Genomic DNA, 19,887 nt, shown 5'->3' on the forward strand with positions numbered 1-19,887 from the left:
ACGGGCAGGCTTCGCCTTTGTACAACCCTTCCGTCTTTGCTGCGCAAAGCCACCTCCCCTAGTAGGGGAGGCCTTGGCAGGGCGGCAGCGTCTGCGTGTTGACCATAAAGCAGAAACTTATCCTCTTTGCCAAAGGCCCCACTACTAGGGGGGCTGGCACGGCGCAAGCCGTGACTGAGGGGTTTTGCACGACAGTTTGCCGTAAAGCAGCGCCTTTCTTGCCTCCCCTATTAGGGGAGGTGGCGAGCGAATGCGAGACGGAGAGGTTTCTCACTCCTCCAGATGGGGGAGAATGAAGTTTTTCTTGGTGACGGCAATGGCCAGGCGGGTGCGGTTGGAGTAGCCGGTTTTTTCCAGCAGGGAAGAGACAAAGCGCTTTACGGTGCGGGAGGAGATGCCCAGCTCTGCGGCGATCTCCTCATATTCCAGCCCCTCACACACCAGCCGCAGCACCTCGATCTCCCGGGGGGTGAGCTGGGTGCTGCTGACCTGCCCCAGGCGGGTCTCCGGGGTGCGGTCCGGGTAGAGGCTTTCCCCCGCCATAGTGCGGTCCATCACCTCCAGCAGGCTCTCAGGGGACACATCCTTGTACCAGAAGCTCTCGGCCCCGGCGGCCTTTGCCCGTTTCAGGTAGCTTTCCTCCACCATGGAAGTGATGATGATGACTTTGGTCTCCGGGTACCGGGCCTTGATCTCTGCCGCCACATCAATGCCGTCCCGGCTGCCCTTGGTGCACACATCCATCAGCACCAGATCCACGGCATGCCGGGCGCACTGGGCCAGCGCCATTTCCGCTGTGCTCAGGGAGGCCACCCGGCGGTAGCGGCCGCTGTCCTCCACAAGGTGCTCCATGTTCTCCCGGGGCATCCGCTGGTCTTCCACGATCAAAACGCTGGTCATATCGTTTCCTCCTTTGGCAGGTTCACACACAGCCGGTAGCGGGGCCGGGCCTGCACCTCCATGGTGCCGCCCGCCTGCATCACCCGGCGCTGGATGGCGGTAAGCCCCCCGCCCGGCGTAATGGCGGGGTCTGCGGGGGGCGGGCCGTCGTTTTCAAACTGCCAGCGCTGGCCCCCGCCCTGCGGGGTGATGGTGATCTCCAACCGGTTGGCCCCGGCGTAGCGCACCGCGTTGGTGATGCACTCCCGGGCAATGGTCAGCAGCAGCTGCTGGTGCTGCCGGGGCATGGGCCCCTGCAGGGCCACCGTGACCCCCAGCTGGGCCGCGTCCTCCACAAACACGTCCCATTCGTTTTCCTCCGGCGGGGTCTCACTGTCCTTCCGAAACAGCTGCACCGCCTTGTTCATCTGTTCAAGGGAGGCTTCCAGCTCCGCCGGGTCCTTCCGCTGCAGCAGGCACTGCCGCACCGCCGTAAGGCCGTAGCCCATTTCATCGTGGAGCCGGGTCTTGAACTCCAGGATCTCTTTTTCCCGGGTCATCTCCTGCACGTTCTCCGACAGCCGGCGCAGCTCCCGGTTCATCCGCAGCAGCTCCTGATTTTGCCGTAGCAGCTCCTGCCGCTGGCGCTGCAGGTCTGTCACCTCCGAAAAGATGCACTCCACATGGGGGCGGACCCCCTCCCCGAACACGGTCTGCTCTGAGTAGAGCCAGCAGGTGCCGTCCGGCAGCACAAAGGACGGATTTTTGCCGTCCACCCTTCGGCCATGGGTGGGGGCCCACACCTGCTGGTGCAGCTCCTCCAGCGATTGCAGATCCCGGCCGGAGAGGGCACGGTAGACCCGGAACATCTGCCGGTTGCACAGCCGGATGATGCCGTCCGGGGTAAAGTAGCACACCGCCGCGGGCAGGTCGTCAAAGCCCTCCTTGATGGAGCTGCGGGTGATGTGGTCCGGGTGCAGCCACTGCTTCAGTTTGTTCCACATTCCGGGGCACCTCCTTCAAAGTGATCGTTCAGCACCCAGCTGCCCGGGGCCTCCTGCACAGCGGCGGGGCAGGCGGCTTTCAGGTCCGCCCCGGTTTCCACCGAAAGATAAAGGTTCAACCGGTGGTCCTTCCAGATGGCCCGCACAAACAGGGCATCCAGCTGCCCCAGCGCCCCCTCCACCACCGACTCGAACCGGCTGTAACAGGCCGCTGCCGCCTCTGCCGGAAGCCGGACCCCGTGGGTCACCTCCATGGCGCACTCCACCCCGGCCAGCTCCAGGCTGCTGATGGATTCCTCCAGCGCATACCGCAGCTCCGCCGAGGGCACATACCGGTGCTGCTGGGCCAGGAACATCAGGTTGGCACCCCGTTTCAGGTAAGCGCCCAGCACTGCCACCTGCCCCAGCAACTGCCGCTTATCCGCCTCCGGGGCCGCGCGGTACCGGGTCAGAAGCTGATCCATCCGGATGATCTGGGGGGCCAGCTGGCGCTGCAGCAGATCGTACAGGCGGTTCTTCTCCCGCAGGGCGTTGATCTTGCGCTCCACCTCGTAGTTCTGCTGTTCCAGATAGTTGCGCTCTGCCAGCTCCGTGCGGTTCTCCTTCAGGCGCTCCATGTTTTCCACCAGTTCGGTGATGTCTGTCTGCCACATCACATAGCCGCCCTGCACCGGTGCGCTGCGCAGCAGGGTGTGCTCGTCCAGCTGCACCGTGCCATGCATGGCGGCCTGCAGCTCCCGGCGGTCCACCATGCGGCCGTTCTCGGAGCAGCAGTACACGTTGCCCTGCCGGTCCACCAGCTGCACCGCCAGAGAGGTGACACGCAGCAGCTCCTCATAGCCGGTGTTGGACTGGATCAGGCCGCAGCGCAGGCCGCCTTCCAGCGAAGCCGCCGTCATCAGGCAGTGAACGATGGTCATATCCCCCAGAAACTGCTTGATCAGGGGGATATGGAGGCCGTAAAGCACCGCGTACACCCCCAGCAGCACCAGCGGAATGGCAGGCAGGGGCAGCCGCCGGAGGATCCGGGGGTTCCGGCTCTTGTGGGCGATGATCCCAAAGGCCAGCAGGATGCAGATCACGATCCACCCCACCACCAGACCGAAAAGCCAGCCGTACTGGTAGTTTTCGTTCCAGGGCTGCTGCAGCCGGAACACCTGCTGGTGCAGGTCGTTGGTCAGCACCAGCTCCAGCAGCACCGCCGAGGGCAGCCACAGCATTCTGGCCCAGGCAGACAGGCGGTAGCGCTCGGATCTGTCCACCGTCAGGACCAGCTGAACGCAGAGCACCGGTATCCCCAGCATGGGGGCATAGTAGATGTACCCCAGCATCCGATCCATCCCCGGGGGAGTGTTCAGCTGGAACCGCAGGGTGCGCACAAGGATCCAGAACAGCATCAACAGATCCACGTTCAGCAGCAGCCGCCGCACCTGCGGATGCACCGTGCGGTTGTACAGGGAGATCCCCCACCCTGCGAACAGACTCAAATACAGCAGGCTCCGGAGGATGCCGCAGGCTTCCTGCAGGCCGGAGGGCAGGCCCTCCAGCGGGAGCACCCGGCACAGCCATGCCAGCAGCACCACGGTGCCCACCGCACAGCCTCTTTGAACCTGTTCTCGCTGCCTCTGCCCCATCATGCCAGCCTCCTTCTTTTGTGCCGTTCTCCGGTGGTTTTTCTCCATTATATCACATCCGTGCTGTAATTTGCCAGAGAGCAGAGGGGAATGTACCTCTGTGCCGCTTGCGCCTGCTCTGAAAACCGTTTGAATTGCAAAATGATTTTTCAATTGCTATACTGGGCTTATCAATTTTTTTCGGGAGGATACCGCAGTGACCACACAGACAATGCAAATCGGGAACAGACCTTGCCGCATTTACGGCGGGGCCAATGCAGAATACTTGCTGCTCCAAATGACAGGTGAGCACGAGCTGCAAAGTATGGATTATGAAGTGGCGGCGATCGCACAAAGCAGCCAGAATTTTCTGTTTGCAGCTATCCCGGTGGAAAGCTGGAACGATGCGCTTTCTCCGTGGAAAGTCCCTGCCGTGTGGGGAAAGCAAGGCTTCGGCGGCAAAGCTGGGGACACCCTGCGCTTTCTGACGGAGCAGGTCATTCCCACACTGGAGCAGCAGTTTCCTCTCCCGGAAAACGTCAAAATCATTCTGGGTGGCTACTCGCTGGCGGGATTGTTTGCGCTGTGGGCATCCACCCAGACCGATTTGTTCTACGGTATCGCCGCCGCTTCTCCCTCTGTGTGGTTTCCGGGCTGGATGGAGTTTGAACAGCAGCACCCGATACAGGCACAGCACGTTTATCTGAGCCTTGGCGACAAGGAAGAGCGCACGAAAAACACCATCATGGCTGCGGTAGGGGATAATATCCGCACGCTGCACAGTCGGCTTACAGAGCGTGGCGCAGACTGCACCCTTGAATGGAACAGCGGTGGACACTTTAAGGACGCTGATTTGCGTACCGCAAAGGCTTTTCGCTGGGTGATGGAGGAACACGCATGACAATTCGCGTTTGCGAAGCAAATGGAGGGGTCTTGCCCCGACAAGTTCTAATTGATACCGATGGCCGCCCTGTTCTCATCCGCACCATCTTTGCCGCAAAAAAGGCACCAGCCTGAGCCGGTGCCTTTTATTGGCGGAGATGGTGGGCATTCTCCCGCGGGCTAAGCAACAGCCCGCAGGGCTGATTGCTTGCGGCCTGCAGGCCGCCGCCCTGTTCTCATCCACACCATCTTTGCCGCAAAAAAGGCACCAGCCTGAGCCGGTGCCTTTTATTGGCGGAGATGGTGGGATTCGAACCCACGTGCCCGGTTAAGGACAAAACGATTTCGAGTTTTTCCTGCTTCATGGTACTTGGTGGAAGATAGAGGGAATTAGCCCACTTTGCCAGAAGATACGAACCATCGAATTTACGCTCAAAATTTCATCAAGATCCCAAATCACTAGGCTCTGTGCGGATTTGAACCCACTTTCCAAAACGCAGAAAAATCAGCCGTTTGGAGAGAATTGGGAGAGATTTTATGCCCGTTGGAGAGAACGGGCGAGAGAGATTCCGGGAGCCAAAATCCATCCATACAATATGTTGCCTTCTGACGCTGACCAAATCAAAGCAGCAAAGGATGGATGAATATGAGAACGCTGTTAGAGTGCTATAAAATTCTCGAAGAATACCCCAACGGAATGACGAAAGACCAGTTCTACCGTGTTGCCCGCATCAACAAGCAACACGCAAAGTACCTTCTGGATTTCGGTCTCGTTCCGTGTATCAATACAGGAAAGAAAACACGCAAATACCATATTGCGACCCACGATGTGATCACCTACTTGTGTGACCGTGAAGATCATCCCGAAAAGTATAAAGTGCCAACGGGCTTTTATATCGGAAAGAACGGCTGCTCCAAACGGCACCCGGACAAGTCTGCCGCAGAGATTATACGCTTCAATTTTACAGAGCCGGAAAAAACAGGGCTGTATACCATGTGGGAAAAGCTCACGGTTGGATATGATGATCTGCTGACCACCCCGGAAGTTTCGGAACTGACCGGCTACTCTGCACAAAGCATCCAGCGATGGTGCAATCAGAAGATCCTTGTAGGATTCAAAATTCGTGGTACATTGACGATTCCTCGGCTGGCAGTCGTTGAGTTTATGTCCGGCGACCGTGCAACGGGTATTGTCCGAAAATCCTCAAAGCACCTTGACCTGCTCCGCACTTATGCACAGGACTGCCACGAGGGTGCAATGACCATTACATACTAAACAGACAGGACTGCTCCACAACGAAATGTATGTGAGGCAGTCCTTTTTGCTTAGATGCAAAGATTATTCTTTCGGTAATTATTCTTAGTAGAATAACTACTTGAAACAGAAGGAGGGAAGTTTTCCACATGAAGGAGCACTCACAGTTGAAAATCCGAGGACACACCAAATGACGCTGGATTATTTCTATGGTCAGTCGGGCGAATTGTTCTCCTACTTCCGCATCCCCAAGGCACTGTTCCAAGACAGCCGTTTCCGGCAGCTTTCTACCGATGCCCGGACACTGTACGGCATCCTGCTGGACCGCATGAGCCTGTCAGTCAAGAACGGCTGGCTGGACGAGCAGGGGCGAGTGTATATCATCTACACAGGCCGGGAAGTACAGGAATCCCTCTGTTGCGCCGAACACAAGGCGGTCAAGCTGTTCCGGGAATTGGAGCAGCTCGACCTCATCGAGCGCAAACGTCGTGGGCTGGGCAGACCAAGCCTGATCTACGTCAAGGATTTTTCCTCCGGCTTGCCCAAAGCGCAAGTACAGAATTGCCCAAACAGCAATTCTGGTGCTGCCGAAAGCACAATTCTGGAACAGCCAAAACCGCAAGCAAATAAGACTGATAAGAATAAAACAGAGTGGAACGATCCTGACCCTATCTATTCCGGGGGCATCCGGGAGCAGCTTGAGGATTATTTTTGTCAGGCATTGGAGATAGACCTCCTGCTCCGGCTCTGCCCGGATGATGAGGACACCATCTATCAGATCGTAGACATGCTTGTGGACACCTGTTCCACCAAACGCAAGATGTTGCGGATCGCAGGAGATGACAAGCCTACCGAGGTGGTACGCAGTCGGCTGAAAAAACTGAATGCCGACCATATCCGCTTTGTGCTGGATTCACTGGCAGAAAACACTGCCCCGGTTCGGAACATGAAGCAGTATCTGCTGGCGATGCTCTACAATGCGCCCACCACCATGAACCTCTACTATCAGAACAAGACGAACCACGACTTTGCGCGTGGTTCACCGAAGGCGGGGTGATGTTATCGCAAAGAAAGCTACGATTATTGCAGTCACCAATCAAAAAGGCGGCACCGGCAAGACCACCACCTGTGAAAATCTGGGCATCGGGCTGGCAATGGAGGGCAAAAAAGTTCTGTTGGTGGATGCCGACCCGCAGGGCAGCCTGACCATTAGCATGGGCTGGCAGCAGCCGGATGAACTGCCCACCACCCTTTCTACCCTGATGGCAAAAGCCATGAATGACCAGCCCATCCAGCCCGGCGAGGGCGTTCTGCACCATGCAGAGGGCGTTGACCTGATTCCGGCGAACATCGAACTGGCAGGGCTGGAAGTGTCTCTCGTCAACTGCATGAACCGGGAAAAGATGCTCAAACAAGTGCTGGAAGGTGCGAAGTACGACTACGATTTCATTCTGTTGGACTGCACCCCTTCCCTTGGGATGCTGACCGTCAATGCCTTGGCAGCAGCGGACACCACCCTGATTCCGGTGCAGGCGCAGTACCTGTCTGCGAAGGGCTTGGAACAGCTTTTGCAGACCGTCCAAAAAGTCCGGCGGCAGATCAACCCGAAACTAAAAATTGAGGGCATTCTGCTGACTATGACGGACAACCGCACCAACTACGGGCAGCAGATCGACAATTTGATTCGAGGTGCCTACGGCAGCAAAATCAAAGTGTTCGACCAGACCATTCCCCGGTCTGTCCGTGCTGCGGAGATCAGTGCCGTGGGCAAAAGCATTTTCCAGCACGACCCCAAAGGCAAGGTGGCAGAAGCCTACCAATCTCTGACGAAGGAGGTGATGGCGAATGCCGAAAGGCAGCTTAAACATGTCGCTGAAAGGGGCAGATGACATTTTCTCCACCGAGGAATCCCGGCAGGAGCAGCAGCGTGAGCAGGTGCAGCAAATCCCTATCGGTGAACTGCATCCGTTCACCAACCATCCTTTCAAGGTCGTGGATGATGAAGCCATGACCCGGACGGTAGAAAGTATCGCTCAGTTTGGTGTGCTGGCTCCGCTTATCGCAAGGCCGCGCCCAGATGGTGATGGTTATGAAATCATTTCCGGGCACCGCCGTCAGTTCGCCGCAAAGATGGCCGGACTGGAAACGCTGCCTGTCATTGTAAGAAATATGGACGATGATGCTGCCACCATTTTGATGGTCGATTCCAATTTACAGCGAGAACACATTTCGCCTAGCGAAAGGGCTTTTGCGTACAAAATGAAGATGGATGCTATGAAAAGAACTGCTGGTAGGCCATCAAAAGAAAATTCCCGACAAGTTGTCGGGAATTTTGAAACAGCCGATCTTATTGGTAAAGAAAGCGGTGAAAGTGGCAGACAAGTCCAACGATTTATTCGTTTGACGAACCTCATTCCTGAACTGCTGAATATGGTAGATGAGAAAAAAGTATCATTTAATCCTGCGGTGGAACTGTCTTATCTCTCTACTGAACAGCAGCAGGAGATGATAAATGCCATGGACGATACGCAAAATGCGCCCTCATTCTCACAAGCAAAGCGCATAAAAAAGTTGGCACAGGAGGGCAATTTCACATCAGAAGCCGTAGTTGATATTATGGGGGAAGAAAAGAAAAGCGAGTTGGATACCGTGACCATCAAAAACGAGATCCTGCGGAAGTATTTCCCACGCAGCTACACTCCCAAACAGATGGAGGAGAAGATCATCCAGCTTTTGGATGCGTGGCAGCGCAAACAGCAGCGGCAGAATGAACGCTGACTTATACCGTAACGAAAGACCCGATGGGGTCTTTTTCTTTTGCATCAAAAGGAGAAATGCCTATGAAAAACAACACTACCCGTACCATCCGCTCCGAGGAGATCACCATTGACGTGCGTATCTGCGCTACACTGGCGGCAAACCGGGGCGGCGAGGTCTACCTCGCAGCCATTGCCCCGGATATGGAGTTGACCATCATCACGCTGGACGAGGCTCCCGGCATTCTGCCCTGCTTTGAGGAGGACGATGCCTGCCTGAACCTTCCTAATACCTCGCTGCTGCTCTGCTACAACCCGGCGCAGGTGCTGAAGATGGGCGGCAAACACTACCTGACCGGCCCGGTGATTCTGGCTCGCACCAACATGGATGGCGAGGTCGTCTCGCTGACCATTGATGAGGTCTACCTGTTCCAGAAGTATCTGGCAAACCACAGCATCACCCTGATGGCAGACGACCAGAAGCTGCCCTGCATCTGCATCGACTGAGGTGTGCCATGCTGAACTTTTTTATCGGTTTCGCATTTTTTGAAGCAGGTGCCATTTTCGGCTTCTTCGTGGCGGCTCTGCTGAACGCCGCCCATGCCGGGCAGGAGGATGACCATGAAGAAATTTGAAGTGGAGATCACGGAGACCCTTCAGCGCACCGTGACCGTAGAAGCCGCTTCGCAGGAAGAAGCGGAGCGTATGGTTGACCGTGGATGGCGCGATGGAGATTACGTCCTCACCGATGAGGATTATGTGGGGGTCGATTTCAAAACGACCGGTGAGCACGAACTTTCGGAAAAGAAGATGCTGGACGTTCTTCTCGTGAAGCCCAATGAGCATCCCCGAAACGTCAGCATCGGCGCAGAACTCGAAGATTTGCAGCAGGCTGTGGGAGGCTCCATCGGCGCAAGCTACCCCTTTGCTGATGACCCGGTTGCTATCGTCTATAACGATGACGGAAAGCTCATGGGGCTGCCCCTGAACCGTGCCCTGCGGGACGAGGACGGGCAGATGTACGATGCCGTTGCCGGGACCTTTCTGGTGGTGGGGCTGGGCGAGAAGGATTTCGCATCCCTGACCCCGGAACTGGCGCAGAAGTACGAGCAGCTTTTTCATCAGCCGGAAGCCTTTCTGAAGTTGGGCAATCGTCTGCTGGTGCTGTCGGTGCCCGACGAACCTCCGACAGAAAAGCCCTGCACCAAGCCTCCGGCAGAGCATGACCGCTAAAATCCCCCTGCTGCACGGGAGGTGATGGCAGTGCAGGAAGAAATCGAACAGAAAACCTTCAATATTATGATCTCCACCACCAAGCTGTCTGCCCGGACTGTTCTCCGGGCGGTAAAAGCGGCGATTCGGTTGTACCAGTCCAAGGCATCCCAAGGCAAGCAGAGCGTCCGCACCCTTCTGCGGCAAAACCGGGGCGTTTCCAGCGTGGAGATCAGCAAGACCGGCATCCGTGGGTTGGAACGCTACGCCAAAAAGTACGGCATCGACTACGCCATCCGAAAGGACACCTCCGAGGTGCCGCCCCGGTATCTGGTCTTTTTCAAAGCCCCGGATGCAGAAGCCTTCCAATCGGCGTTCAAGGAGTATTCGGCATCCCTGCTGAACAAGGACAAACGCCCCTCGGTGCTGGCACGATTGCAGGAGCTGGTGCAGGCGGCGGCAGAACTCCCCGGCAAAGTCCGGCACAAGGAACAGGAGCGTGGGCTGTGACCACAAAAAAGCTGACAAAGCTGCTGGCGCTGTACCTGCCCTATCTTCTGCTGGGGCTGGTGGCAACCAACCTTGGTGAGGCGTGGCGGCTTGCGGAGGGCAAAGAGCTGGGCGATAAGATCATGTCCATGATGGGCACCATCCCGGTGGCGTTTGCGGACCCTCTGCCCAGCCTGCATCCGCTTGATTTGCTGGTGGGTCTGTGCTGCGGCGCAGGGTTATGGCTGGCGGTCTATCTGAAAGGAAAAAATGCTAAGAAGTACCGCCACGGCATGGAATACGGCTCTGCCCGGTGGGGCACGCCCAAGGACATTGAACCGTTCATGGCTCCAAAGTTCGAGGACAATATCATCCTGACCAAAACGGAGCGGCTGATGATGTCTAACCGTCCGCCTGACCCCAAGAACGCCCGAAACAAAAATGTGCTGGTGGTGGGCGGTTCCGGCAGCGGCAAGACCCGGTTTTGGCTCAAGCCCAATCTCCTGCAATGCCACAGTTCCTATGTTGTCACCGATCCGAAAGGAACTATCGTGCTTGAATGTGGCAATGCAATGTTGAAGAATGGCTATAAGGTCAAGATCCTGAATACCATTAACTTTTCCAAGAGTATGCACTACAATCCCTTCGCCTATGTCCACAGCGAAAAGGACATTCTGAAACTGGTCACGACCCTGATGACCAACACCAAGGGCGAAGGGTCCGGCGGAGACCCCTTCTGGGAGAAAAGCGAGCGTCTTTTGCTCACCGCCCTGATCGCCTATCTGCATTATGAAGCCCCTGTCGAGGAGCAAAACTTCGCTACTCTGCTGGAAATGCTCAACACCATGCAGGTGCTGGAGGACGACGAGGAATATCAAAATCCGGTGGATCTGCTGTTTGAAGAACTGGCAAAAAAGAAGCCCAACAGCTTTGCCGGACGGCAGTACAAACTTTACAAGCTGGCTGCCGGAAAGACCGCAAAATCCATCCTCATTTCCTGTGGTGCCAGATTAGCCCCCTTCGACATCCAAGAGTTGCGGGACCTTACCATGTACGATGAACTGCAACTGGACACGCTGGGCGATAAGAAAACAGCTCTGTTCCTCATCATGTCGGACACGGATTCCACCTTTAATTTCCTCATCAGCATGGTCTACACGCAGCTTTTCAATCTGCTTTGCGATAAAGCAGATGATGTGTACGGCGGCAAACTGCCCATCCATGTACGATGCCTTATTGACGAGTGCGCCAACATCGGGCAGATTCCCAATCTGGAAAAGTTGGTGGCCACCATCCGCAGCCGTGAGATCTCAGCTTGCCTTATTTTGCAGGCGAGAAGCCAGTTGAAAGCCATCTACAAGGACAATGCGGACACCATCGTGGGCAACATGGATAGCCAGATTTTCCTCGGCGGCAGCGAACCTACCACCCTGAAAGACTTGTCCGAAATGCTAGGCAAGGAGACCATCGACGCCTTCAACACCTCGGATACCCGTGGCAACAGCCCCAGTTACGGCACTACGTTCCAAAAGATGGGACACGAATTATTGAGCCGGGACGAGCTTGCGGTGCTGGACGGCGGCAAGTGTATTTTGCAGTTGCGTGGCGTCAGACCGTTTTTGAGCGACAAGTACGACCTGACCCAGCACCCCAACTACAAGCTGACCTCGGACTATGACCCCAAAAACACCTTCGATATTGAAAAATATCTGAACCGAAAAGAAAAAATCAATCCCAATGATGAATTTGTTGTGATTGATGCTGATTCGCTCCCGTCTGCCTGATCCGGTAGGCGGTTTTAATTTGTCCCGGTCAGAAAAGTGCACCAGAAAATCAGCCTTGCTGCGGTTATACAGTGTAAAACAATAAGATTTCGGGTGTGTACAAATGATCGAAAACGCTTTATAATAAAGGAGAAAAGACTATGGAATTCTTCAACTCTGCTATCGAAGTTCTTCAGACTCTGGTCGTGGCTCTGGGTGCCGGTCTCGGCGTTTGGGGTGCCATCAACCTGCTGGAAGGTTATGGTAACGACAACCCCGGCTCCAAGTCTCAGGGCATGAAGCAGCTCATGGCTGGCGGCGGTGTCGCTCTGGTCGGCATTACCCTGATTCCCCTGCTGAGCGGCCTGTTCGGTTAAGAACGGCGGGCGGCGGTTGCCGCCCGGTACATATTATAATAAGGAAAGCCATAGTAACGATCTCACATACAGAAGGTGAAGCAGATGAGCGAGATTTTATTGTATCATGGCAGTAAAGAAGAAGTTGTCTATCCCGAAATCCGCATCACACGGTATACAAAGGACTTTTCTTGGGGATTCTACTGCACGAACAACTATCAGCAAGCCTACCGCTGGGCAGACCGCCGTTCTGCCGATGGCCTTGTGAACGTCTATCGCTATGTAGAAAATCCCGACCTGAAGATCCTGCGTTTCCCTGAAATGTCGGACGAATGGCTGGATTTTATTGCAAAATGTCGTGCAGGTGAAACCCATCCCTACGATATTGTTGAGGGACCCATGGCAGACGACACCATTTGGGATTACGTCAACGGATTTACGTCCGGGCAGATCAGCCGTGAAGCATTTTGGGCATTGGCGAAATTCAAGCATCCAACGCATCAAATCAGCTTTCATACCGTAAACGCTTTGCACTGCCTGACCTTTGAGAGGAGTGAGCCCATCCATGACCGAAAAGCAGAAAAATGATGTTCTCTATGTTTGCAGCCTGATCGAGACCATTGCCCGCAAGACCCAAAATCATCGGCAGGATGTGATCCATCACTTTACAAAAGCCGACATCGAACGGCAGCTCCGGCTGGCAGAAGTAAACCATTGCCTGTCCTTTGAGCAGGTTTCGGATGAGCTGATCGAAGATCTCAACATCCCGGATGGGGATTTTGATACCGCCGCAGAGTGCCGCTATACGGTCCCTGCTGCAACCTCCATCGGAATGCTGTATCAGGGGCTGGTGCTGTCCACCATGAAGGATGAGGATGCTGCACAGGCAATTCTGGATGTTTTTTCGTCGTTTATCACGGATGAGATCTCCGATTTCAATTCCAACGTGTACTACACCAATCCTGATTATCTCCGCTGCTCCTATCTGGAGGGCAAGATGCTTGCATAACTGAATCATTGTCCTATGCCGATTGCCGAAAAGCAGTCGGCATTTTTGTTTTCATCGGCTTCTGAGTCGATTATTCCATACGGCGGCTTGAGCAGCAAAGGAGCCCTCTGCGGTTTGCAGTTTTATTGAATGTCCGTGCCCCAAGCCGTGTTTTTATCCACCCATCAACGAAAGGAAGTGTTCTTTTATGCAGTTTTTGACCCACATTATTTTCCTCCTGAACCTTCTCAAGACCCTTATCAACCACTTCAGCTAAGGACGGTGACTGCTGAATGGAAACCGTTCTCAAAGCCATTGCCGACTGGATCAAAGGCATCCTGACGGCAGGCATCATGTCAAATCTCAGCGGCCTGTTCGACGATGTGAACACGCAGGTTGGCAACATCGCACAGCAGGTGGGCACCAAGCCCTCCAGCTTTGAGCCACGGGTGTTTGCAATGATCGAAGCCCTCTCCCGGAATGTGGTGCTGCCCATTGCAGGCATCATCCTGACCTTCATCGCCTGTTATGAGTTGATTGAAATGATCACTCAGCATAACAATATGGCGCAGTTCGAGCCTGCCCTCATCATGCGCTGGATCTTCAAAACGGCGGTGTCGGTCTGGCTCATCAGCAATACTTTTGATCTTGTGATGGCGGTGTTCGACATCACCCAGAAGGTAGTGTCCGATTCCAGCGGCATCATCGCCGGAAACACCCGTGTCAACGACATTGGTTTGTCTATGCTGGAAGCCAGCCTGATGCAGATGGATGTAGGCCCCCTGTTCGGGCTGTTTTTGCAAAGTTTCTTCATCGGCATCACCATGCGGATCTTGAGTATCATCATTTTTGTGATCGTGTACGGACGCATGATCGAGATCTATTGCATGGTGAGCCTTGCGCCCATCCCCATGGCGACCTTCGGCAACCATGAGCAGTCGCACATGGGGCAGAACTACCTGAAATGCCTGTTCGCATTGGGCTTTCAAGGCTTTCTCATCCTCATCTGCGTGGCGATTTATGCGGTGCTGATCCAGAGCGTGGCAATTTCCGGGAATGCCATTAATTCCATCTGGAGCATCGTAGGCTATACCGTTCTGCTCTGTTTCAGCCTGTTCAAGACCAGCTCCGTGACAAAATCCGTTCTCGGAGCGCATTAAAGGAGGTGCTTACTTGGCTGCGTATATTTCCGTTCCCCGTGATTTGACCAAGGTCAAATCCAAAGTGGCGTTCAACCTGACCAAACGGCAACTGCTTTGTTTCGGCACAGCGGCTCTCATTGGAGTGCCGCTGTTTTTTGTTCTCCGGGATTCCGGCGGCAACACTGCCGCCACCCTTGGCATGATGGCCGTTATGCTGCCTGCATTTTTTCTGGGTATGTACGAGAAAAATGGTCAGCCCATGGAAAAGCTGCTGTCGTACTATGTGCAGTCCCGGTTTCTCCGCCCGAAGATTCGCCCCTACAAGACCAACAACTACTATGCACTGCTTATGAAGGGAGGCGTGACCCATGATTCCGTTTTGGAAAAAGACCGGTAAGCACAGTAAGCCGCAGTCTGCGCAGAAGCGCAGGCAGAACGCAAAGCCTGCTGTGCCCCGGACTGCCCAGCAGTCCATCCCCATGCAGCGGATGTTTGAAGATGGCACCTGCCGGGTGAAGCCCAACTACTACACCCGCACCATCCAGTATCAGGACATCAACTATCAGTTGGCACAGCAGGAGGACAAGACCGCCATTTTTGAGGAATGGTGCAGTTTTCTGAACTTCTTCGACAGCTCCATCAAATTTGAGCTGTCCTTCGTGAACATGGCAACCGACAGCACCGAGTTTGAGAAAAGCATCCGTATCCCGTACCAGCGAGATGGTTTCGATGATGTTCGTGCGGAGTATTCCCAGATGCTGCGCCAGCAGCTTGCCAAGGGCAATAATGGTCTGACCAAGACCAAATTCATCACCTTTGGTGTGGAGGGCGAAAGCATGGCACAGGTCAAGCCCCGGCTTGACCACATCCAGAATGACCTGCTGAACAACTTCCACCGGCTGGGGGTGCAGTCAAAGCCCTTGAACGGTGCCCAGCGGCTGAAGCTCATGCACGATATGTTCAACATGGACGGCGCATCCAAGTTTCACTTTGACTGGAAAGACCTCGTAAAAAGTGGGCTTTCGGTGAAGGATGCCATTGCACCCACCGCCTTTGCCTTCAAAAACTCCCGGACGTTCCAGATGGGCGGCATTTTTTGCGCTGCCAGCTTTCTGAGCATCACGGCATCCGACATCAGCGACCAGCTGCTGAAAGACTTCCTCGATATGGATTCCAGCCAGATCGTCACCATGCACATCCAGTCCGTTGACCAGAACAAGGCCATCAAGACGGTCAAGCGCACCATCACGGAACTGGATCGCAGTACCATTGAGGAGCAGAAAAAAGCAATCCGTTCCGGTTATGATATAGACATTCTGCCGTCAGATTTGAAAACTTACGGCAGGGATGCCAAAGCCCTGCTGAAAGAATTGCAGAGCCAGAACGAGCGGATGTTCCTTGTCACCTTTCTGGTGCTGAACACCGGGCGCACGGAACAGGAACTGGAAAACAATGTTTTTCAGGCATCCAGTATTGCCCAAAAGCACAACTGCAACCTGTGCCGCCTTGACTTTCAGCAGGAGCAGGGGCTGATGAGCAGCCTGCCGCTGGCAGACTGTCAGATCGAGATCCAGCGAGGTCTGACCACCAGCAGCACGGCAATTTTTATCCCGTTTACCACGCAGGAACTTTACCAGTCCGGCAAAGAGAGCCTGTATTACGGCCTGAACGCCCTGTCCAACAACCTGATCATGGTGGACCGGAAGAAGCTGAAGAACCCGAATGGCTTGATTTTGGGCACTCCGGGAAGCGGCAAAAGTTTCTCGGCAAAGCGGGAAATCGCAAACGCTTTTTTGGTGACGGACGATGATATTATTGTGAACGATCCCGAAGGCGAATACTCGCCGCTGGTGAATCGGCTGAAAGGTCAGGTCATCAAAATTTCGCCCAACAGTACCCAGTTCATCAATCCCATGGACATCAACGCCAACTACTCCGAGGAAGATAACCCACTTTCCTTGAAAGCCGACTTTATCCTTTCGCTGTGCGAACTGGTGGTGGGCGGCAAGGAAGGGCTGCTGCCGGTGGAGAAAACCGTCATCGACCGCTGTGTGCATCTGATCTACCGCAAATATTTTGCGAACCCCTGCCCGGAGAATATGCCCATTCTTGAGGACTTGTACAACGCTCTGCTTCAGCAGGACGAGAAGGAAGCCCACCATGTTGCCACCGCACTGGAGATCTACGTCAAGGGTAGTCTGAACCTGTTCAACCATCGCACTAACGTGAACGTCAATAACCGCATCGTCTGCTACGACATCAAGGAACTGGGCAAGCAGATGAAGAAACTCGGTATGCTCATTGTGCAGGATCAGGTCTGGGGGCGTGTCACTGCAAACCGCAGCAGCGGAAAGTCTACACGGTATTATATGGACGAGATGCACCTGCTTCTGAAAGAGGAGCAGACTGCGGCGTATTCCGTGGAGATCTGGAAGCGTTTCCGCAAGTGGGGCGGTATTCCCACGGGGCTGACCCAGAACGTGAAAGACCTTCTTTCTTCCCGTGAAGTTGAGAATATTTTCGAGAACAGTGACATGATCATCATGCTGAATCAGGCGGCAGGAGACCGGCAGATCCTCGCAAAGCAGCTCAACATCTCGCCCCATCAGCTTTCCTATGTGACCCACTCCGGCGAGGGCGAAGGGCTGCTGTTTTTCGGCAATGTCATTCTGCCGTTTGTGGACCGATTCCCCACCGATCTGGAACTCTACCGCATTATGACCACCAAGTTGGGTGAAGTCTCGGAGGGCGCGCAGAAATGAGTAAACCGAAGCTGGACATCAAAGAGGAAACGTCCGCAAAAAAGACCCGTTCTCCCCCGAAAAAAGCCAAGGTGGAGCAGTCGGTGCCCAGAAAGAAGAAACTGAAAACCGATGCAGAAAAGACCGCCGAAAAAAACCAGCACCTGCGGTTCGGCAAGGCGGAACTGCCCCCGGACGAACTGAGCCGGTTGAGTAAGGCACAGAAGCGGGAGATGTACGCTGCCCATGCCGCCCGCTCTGCGGTGCATCGGGAGGTTGACCAGTACGAGGATGAAAACGTCGGTGTACAGGCGTTGAGCGAGGGCGAAAAAGCCGCTGAGACTACCCACGATATTGCCAAGAGCCGCTACGCCCGCAAACTCAAGAAGAAAGCCAAGATGCAGGGCAAGAAAGGCACAAAAACCGCAAAATCTTCTGCACAGGAACCGACTGTGGCACAAGATGCAGGCGCATCCAGCACCAGCGAGGGCAGCTCCAACTGGCTTACCCGGTGGCGGCAGAAACAGAACATCCGGCAGAGCTATTACGCCGCCGCCCGGTCGGGCACGGCGGCGCAGACCGTAGGCGGCAAAGCGGCATCCAACGGTGCATCTGCCGCCCGGTCCAGCATGGAACAGGCGGTAGAAAAGGGCAAAACTGCCGTCAGCACTGCCGTGAAAGGGCTGGCGAATGCCGCCAAGAGCAACGCACACGTTCTGGTGATCGTGGGCGTTTTTCTTTTGCTCATCCTGATGGTAATGTCGGGTTTTTCCTCCTGCGGTATCCTCTTTTCGGGCGGCACACAGGTGTCCGGGCAGACCATGTACTCTGCCGAGGACCGGGACATCCGGGGCGCAGAACAGGATTACAAGAAGCTGGAAAAGGAGCTGGATAAAAAGATCAAGCGCACTCCCACCGACCATCCCGGCTACAACGAGTACCAGTACCACCTCGACCCCATCGAGCACGACCCGTGGCAGCTGACCTCGTTTCTGACCACTTTGTATGACGATTACACTCGGTCGGAGGTGCAGAGCAAGCTGAAGGAGACCTTCAAAAAGCAGTACCAGTTGACCACATGGGTGGAGGTACAGATACGGTATAAGACCGTCTGGGTCATCAGCCCGGCAGGAATCCCGGTTCCCACGCAGGTGCCCTACGAGTACCGCATCTTCCACACCAAATTGGTAAACAAAGGACTGGAAGTCGTTATCCGGGAAGAATTGAATGCCGACCAATGGAAACGGTACGAGATTTTTCAGGATACACTGGGCGGCAGACCTTACCTCTTTAATGGAGGCTTGCCGCCCGGTGGCTCCGATGGCTCCGGCACACCGGGCGTTGATTATCAAGTTCCGGCAGAAGCCCTGACGGACAGCGAGTTTTCCGCCATCTACAAGGAGGCGCAAAAGTATGTGGGCACACCCTACGTCTGGGGCGGCTCCACCCCGGAAACCGGGTTCGATTGCAGCGGCTACGTCTGCTGGGTGTACAACCAGAACGGCTACGATGTGGGGCGCACCACCGCCAACGGCTTGTGGCAGAAAAGCCAGCACATTTCCGAAGCAGAAGCAAAGCCCGGAGATTTGGTCTTTTTCAAAGGCACCTACGACACCCCCGGCATGAGCCATACCGGGATCTATCTGGGCAATGGCATGATGGTCAGTGCCGGAGACCCCATCAAGTACGCAAACATTCACTCGTCCTACTGGGAGAAGCATCTCGCCGGGTTCGGACGGCTTTCAAAATGATTGGAGGAGTTACTATGAGCGAAAAATCGGATAAGCTGCGGGCGATGCTGGAAAAAGAGAAGGAACGCCGCATCAAACTGAACAATCGTATCGAGATTCTGGAACGGCGCATTCAGGAGGAAGATTCTGCTGAGGTCAACGAGATGGTGCGGACTGCAAAGGTCACGCCGGAACAGCTTGCTGCCCTGCTGCGGCAGTCGGCAACCGCCACCCCGAACCCGGCTGCGCTGTCTGCCGTGGGTGCAACTTTCGAGAAGGAGGTCGATGCAGATGAAGATTAAGAAACTGGGCGCGCTGCTGGTATCGGCGGCACTGTGCGCTGGCATGGCGGCTCCCGCTTTTGCCTTTGAGGGCGAAGCCGCCCCCGTGGAGCAGCCGGTTCTGCCGGAAGTGGTGGAGGAGGATGTTGTCACCATCACGGACGAAACCTCTGGTGCCCTGACCCCGGAGGGCAATCTGACGCTGGTAGACGACTACCACACCAACTATTCCGATGGCAGCGGACAGCAGTTCATTACGCTGGTGTCGAAGTCGGGTGCTACTTTCTATCTGGTGATTGACCGCAACGCCAAGGGGCAGCAGACCGTTCACTTTATGAACCTTGTGGACGAAGCCGACCTTCTGGCTCTGATGGAGGAAGAAGATGCGGACGCTTATACCGCTGAAAAGGAAGCAGCGGCACAGGCTGAACAGGACAGGCTGAAAGCCGAGGAAGAAGCGAAGAAAGCCGCCGAAGAAGCGGCAGCATCCGGCACGGAAACGCCCAAGGAAAACACGGTCACAAAGATCGCGTCCGGGTTTCTGGGCGTGGTCTTGCTGATTGCACTGGCGGCAGGCGGCATTTTCTATGCTTTCACAAAGCAGAAGCAGAAAAAGCAGGCCGAAAAAGAAGCCCTTGACCCCGATGTAAATTACACCGAGGACAAGGGCGACTTTGAAATTCCTGTGGAGGATGAGCCGGAGGAGACCGGCGAAGAAGATACCGAACCTATCTGATTTTAAGGCGGCGGTCTGCCGCCTACATATTGCAATCCGAAACAGAATGGAGGGATATTT

Annotated in this window: 21 protein-coding genes; 18 read left to right on the forward strand and 3 right to left on the reverse strand. The window is 55.1% G+C overall.

The window, feature by feature from the left end:
* Positions 1-270: 270 nt before the first annotated feature.
* Genes P0G09_RS10670 through P0G09_RS10680 form a run of 3 tightly spaced genes read right to left on the reverse strand, consistent with a single transcriptional unit; the run spans position 271 to position 3,520 of the window.
* Complete coding sequence (locus P0G09_RS10670) at positions 271-900, reverse strand: response regulator transcription factor (protein ID WP_156067890.1); 630 nt, start codon at positions 898-900, stop codon at positions 271-273.
* The gene (locus P0G09_RS10675) at positions 897-1,883 is read right to left on the reverse strand and encodes a hypothetical protein (RefSeq protein ID WP_275252646.1); all 987 of its coding nucleotides are present in this window, start codon (positions 1,881-1,883) and stop codon (positions 897-899) included. The genes P0G09_RS10670 and P0G09_RS10675 overlap by 4 nt, the downstream gene beginning before the upstream one ends.
* On the reverse strand, positions 1,868-3,520 hold the full coding sequence (locus P0G09_RS10680; RefSeq protein ID WP_275252647.1) for a histidine kinase N-terminal 7TM domain-containing protein: 1,653 nt from the start codon (positions 3,518-3,520) through the stop codon (positions 1,868-1,870). Before P0G09_RS10680 ends, P0G09_RS10675 begins: the two co-directional genes overlap by 16 nt.
* Positions 3,521-3,728: 208 nt before the next feature.
* Between P0G09_RS10680 and P0G09_RS10685 the strand changes: the two genes are divergently transcribed.
* The 18 genes from P0G09_RS10685 (at position 3,729) to P0G09_RS10770 (ending at position 19,827) form a co-directional block, all read left to right on the forward strand.
* A complete protein-coding gene (locus P0G09_RS10685; protein WP_275252652.1) occupies positions 3,729-4,397 on the forward strand; it encodes an alpha/beta hydrolase-fold protein in 669 nt (222 codons plus the stop codon).
* Positions 4,398-5,024: 627 nt separating this feature from the next.
* Complete coding sequence (locus tag P0G09_RS10690; RefSeq protein ID WP_156070813.1) at positions 5,025-5,654, forward strand: helix-turn-helix domain-containing protein; 630 nt, start codon at positions 5,025-5,027, stop codon at positions 5,652-5,654.
* 169 nt (positions 5,655-5,823) lie between these two features.
* A complete protein-coding gene (locus P0G09_RS10695) occupies positions 5,824-6,690 on the forward strand; it encodes a DUF6017 domain-containing protein (RefSeq protein WP_154276794.1) in 867 nt (288 codons plus the stop codon).
* A 4-nt stretch (positions 6,691-6,694) separates the two neighbouring features.
* Positions 6,695-7,522, forward strand: coding sequence for a ParA family protein (locus P0G09_RS10700; protein ID WP_217210776.1), 828 nt, complete (start codon positions 6,695-6,697; stop codon positions 7,520-7,522).
* Positions 7,479-8,411 (forward strand): ParB/RepB/Spo0J family partition protein, encoded by a 933-nt coding sequence (locus tag P0G09_RS10705; RefSeq protein ID WP_158388136.1) that lies wholly within the window; start codon positions 7,479-7,481, stop codon positions 8,409-8,411. The genes P0G09_RS10700 and P0G09_RS10705 overlap by 44 nt, the downstream gene beginning before the upstream one ends.
* Positions 8,412-8,473: 62 nt before the next feature.
* On the forward strand, positions 8,474-8,896 hold the full coding sequence (locus P0G09_RS10710; protein ID WP_217210643.1) for a hypothetical protein: 423 nt from the start codon (positions 8,474-8,476) through the stop codon (positions 8,894-8,896).
* A 114-nt stretch (positions 8,897-9,010) separates the two neighbouring features.
* Positions 9,011-9,622, forward strand: a complete 612-nt coding sequence (locus P0G09_RS10715; RefSeq protein WP_217210642.1) for a DUF3846 domain-containing protein — start codon at positions 9,011-9,013, stop codon at positions 9,620-9,622.
* A gap of 24 nt (positions 9,623-9,646) precedes the next feature.
* Positions 9,647-10,111 (forward strand): PcfB family protein, encoded by a 465-nt coding sequence (locus P0G09_RS10720; protein WP_217210641.1) that lies wholly within the window; start codon positions 9,647-9,649, stop codon positions 10,109-10,111.
* The gene (locus tag P0G09_RS10725; protein ID WP_217210640.1) at positions 10,108-11,874 is read left to right on the forward strand and encodes a type IV secretory system conjugative DNA transfer family protein; all 1,767 of its coding nucleotides are present in this window, start codon (positions 10,108-10,110) and stop codon (positions 11,872-11,874) included. The genes P0G09_RS10720 and P0G09_RS10725 overlap by 4 nt, the downstream gene beginning before the upstream one ends.
* Before the next feature lie 140 nt (positions 11,875-12,014).
* Complete coding sequence (locus P0G09_RS10730; RefSeq protein WP_055186938.1) at positions 12,015-12,230, forward strand: Maff2 family protein; 216 nt, start codon at positions 12,015-12,017, stop codon at positions 12,228-12,230.
* 84 nt (positions 12,231-12,314) lie between these two features.
* Positions 12,315-12,797 (forward strand): DUF3990 domain-containing protein, encoded by a 483-nt coding sequence (locus P0G09_RS10735; RefSeq protein ID WP_005943070.1) that lies wholly within the window; start codon positions 12,315-12,317, stop codon positions 12,795-12,797.
* Entirely contained in the window at positions 12,775-13,218 is a 444-nt protein-coding gene (locus P0G09_RS10740; protein WP_275252649.1) for a hypothetical protein, read from the forward strand. The genes P0G09_RS10735 and P0G09_RS10740 overlap by 23 nt, the downstream gene beginning before the upstream one ends.
* A gap of 272 nt (positions 13,219-13,490) precedes the next feature.
* A complete protein-coding gene (locus tag P0G09_RS10745) occupies positions 13,491-14,357 on the forward strand; it encodes a CD0415/CD1112 family protein (RefSeq protein ID WP_217210638.1) in 867 nt (288 codons plus the stop codon).
* A gap of 13 nt (positions 14,358-14,370) precedes the next feature.
* Positions 14,371-14,736 (forward strand): PrgI family protein, encoded by a 366-nt coding sequence (locus P0G09_RS10750; protein WP_217210637.1) that lies wholly within the window; start codon positions 14,371-14,373, stop codon positions 14,734-14,736.
* Complete coding sequence (locus P0G09_RS10755; RefSeq protein WP_217210635.1) at positions 14,708-17,101, forward strand: DUF87 domain-containing protein; 2,394 nt, start codon at positions 14,708-14,710, stop codon at positions 17,099-17,101. Before P0G09_RS10750 ends, P0G09_RS10755 begins: the two co-directional genes overlap by 29 nt.
* Positions 17,098-18,831, forward strand: coding sequence for a C40 family peptidase (locus P0G09_RS10760; RefSeq protein WP_217210633.1), 1,734 nt, complete (start codon positions 17,098-17,100; stop codon positions 18,829-18,831). Before P0G09_RS10755 ends, P0G09_RS10760 begins: the two co-directional genes overlap by 4 nt.
* A 14-nt stretch (positions 18,832-18,845) precedes the next feature.
* Positions 18,846-19,112, forward strand: a complete 267-nt coding sequence (locus P0G09_RS10765; protein WP_055191823.1) for a DUF4315 family protein — start codon at positions 18,846-18,848, stop codon at positions 19,110-19,112.
* Positions 19,096-19,827 carry a DUF4366 domain-containing protein gene (locus P0G09_RS10770; RefSeq protein WP_217210631.1) on the forward strand — a complete coding sequence of 244 codons (732 nt, stop codon included), beginning with the start codon at positions 19,096-19,098 and terminating at the stop codon, positions 19,825-19,827. The genes P0G09_RS10765 and P0G09_RS10770 overlap by 17 nt, the downstream gene beginning before the upstream one ends.
* Positions 19,828-19,887: the final 60 nt, after the last annotated feature.

This window comes from Faecalibacterium sp. DFI.5.82 (assembly GCF_029076575.1).
GTDB lineage: Bacteria > Bacillota > Clostridia > Oscillospirales > Ruminococcaceae > Faecalibacterium > Faecalibacterium duncaniae.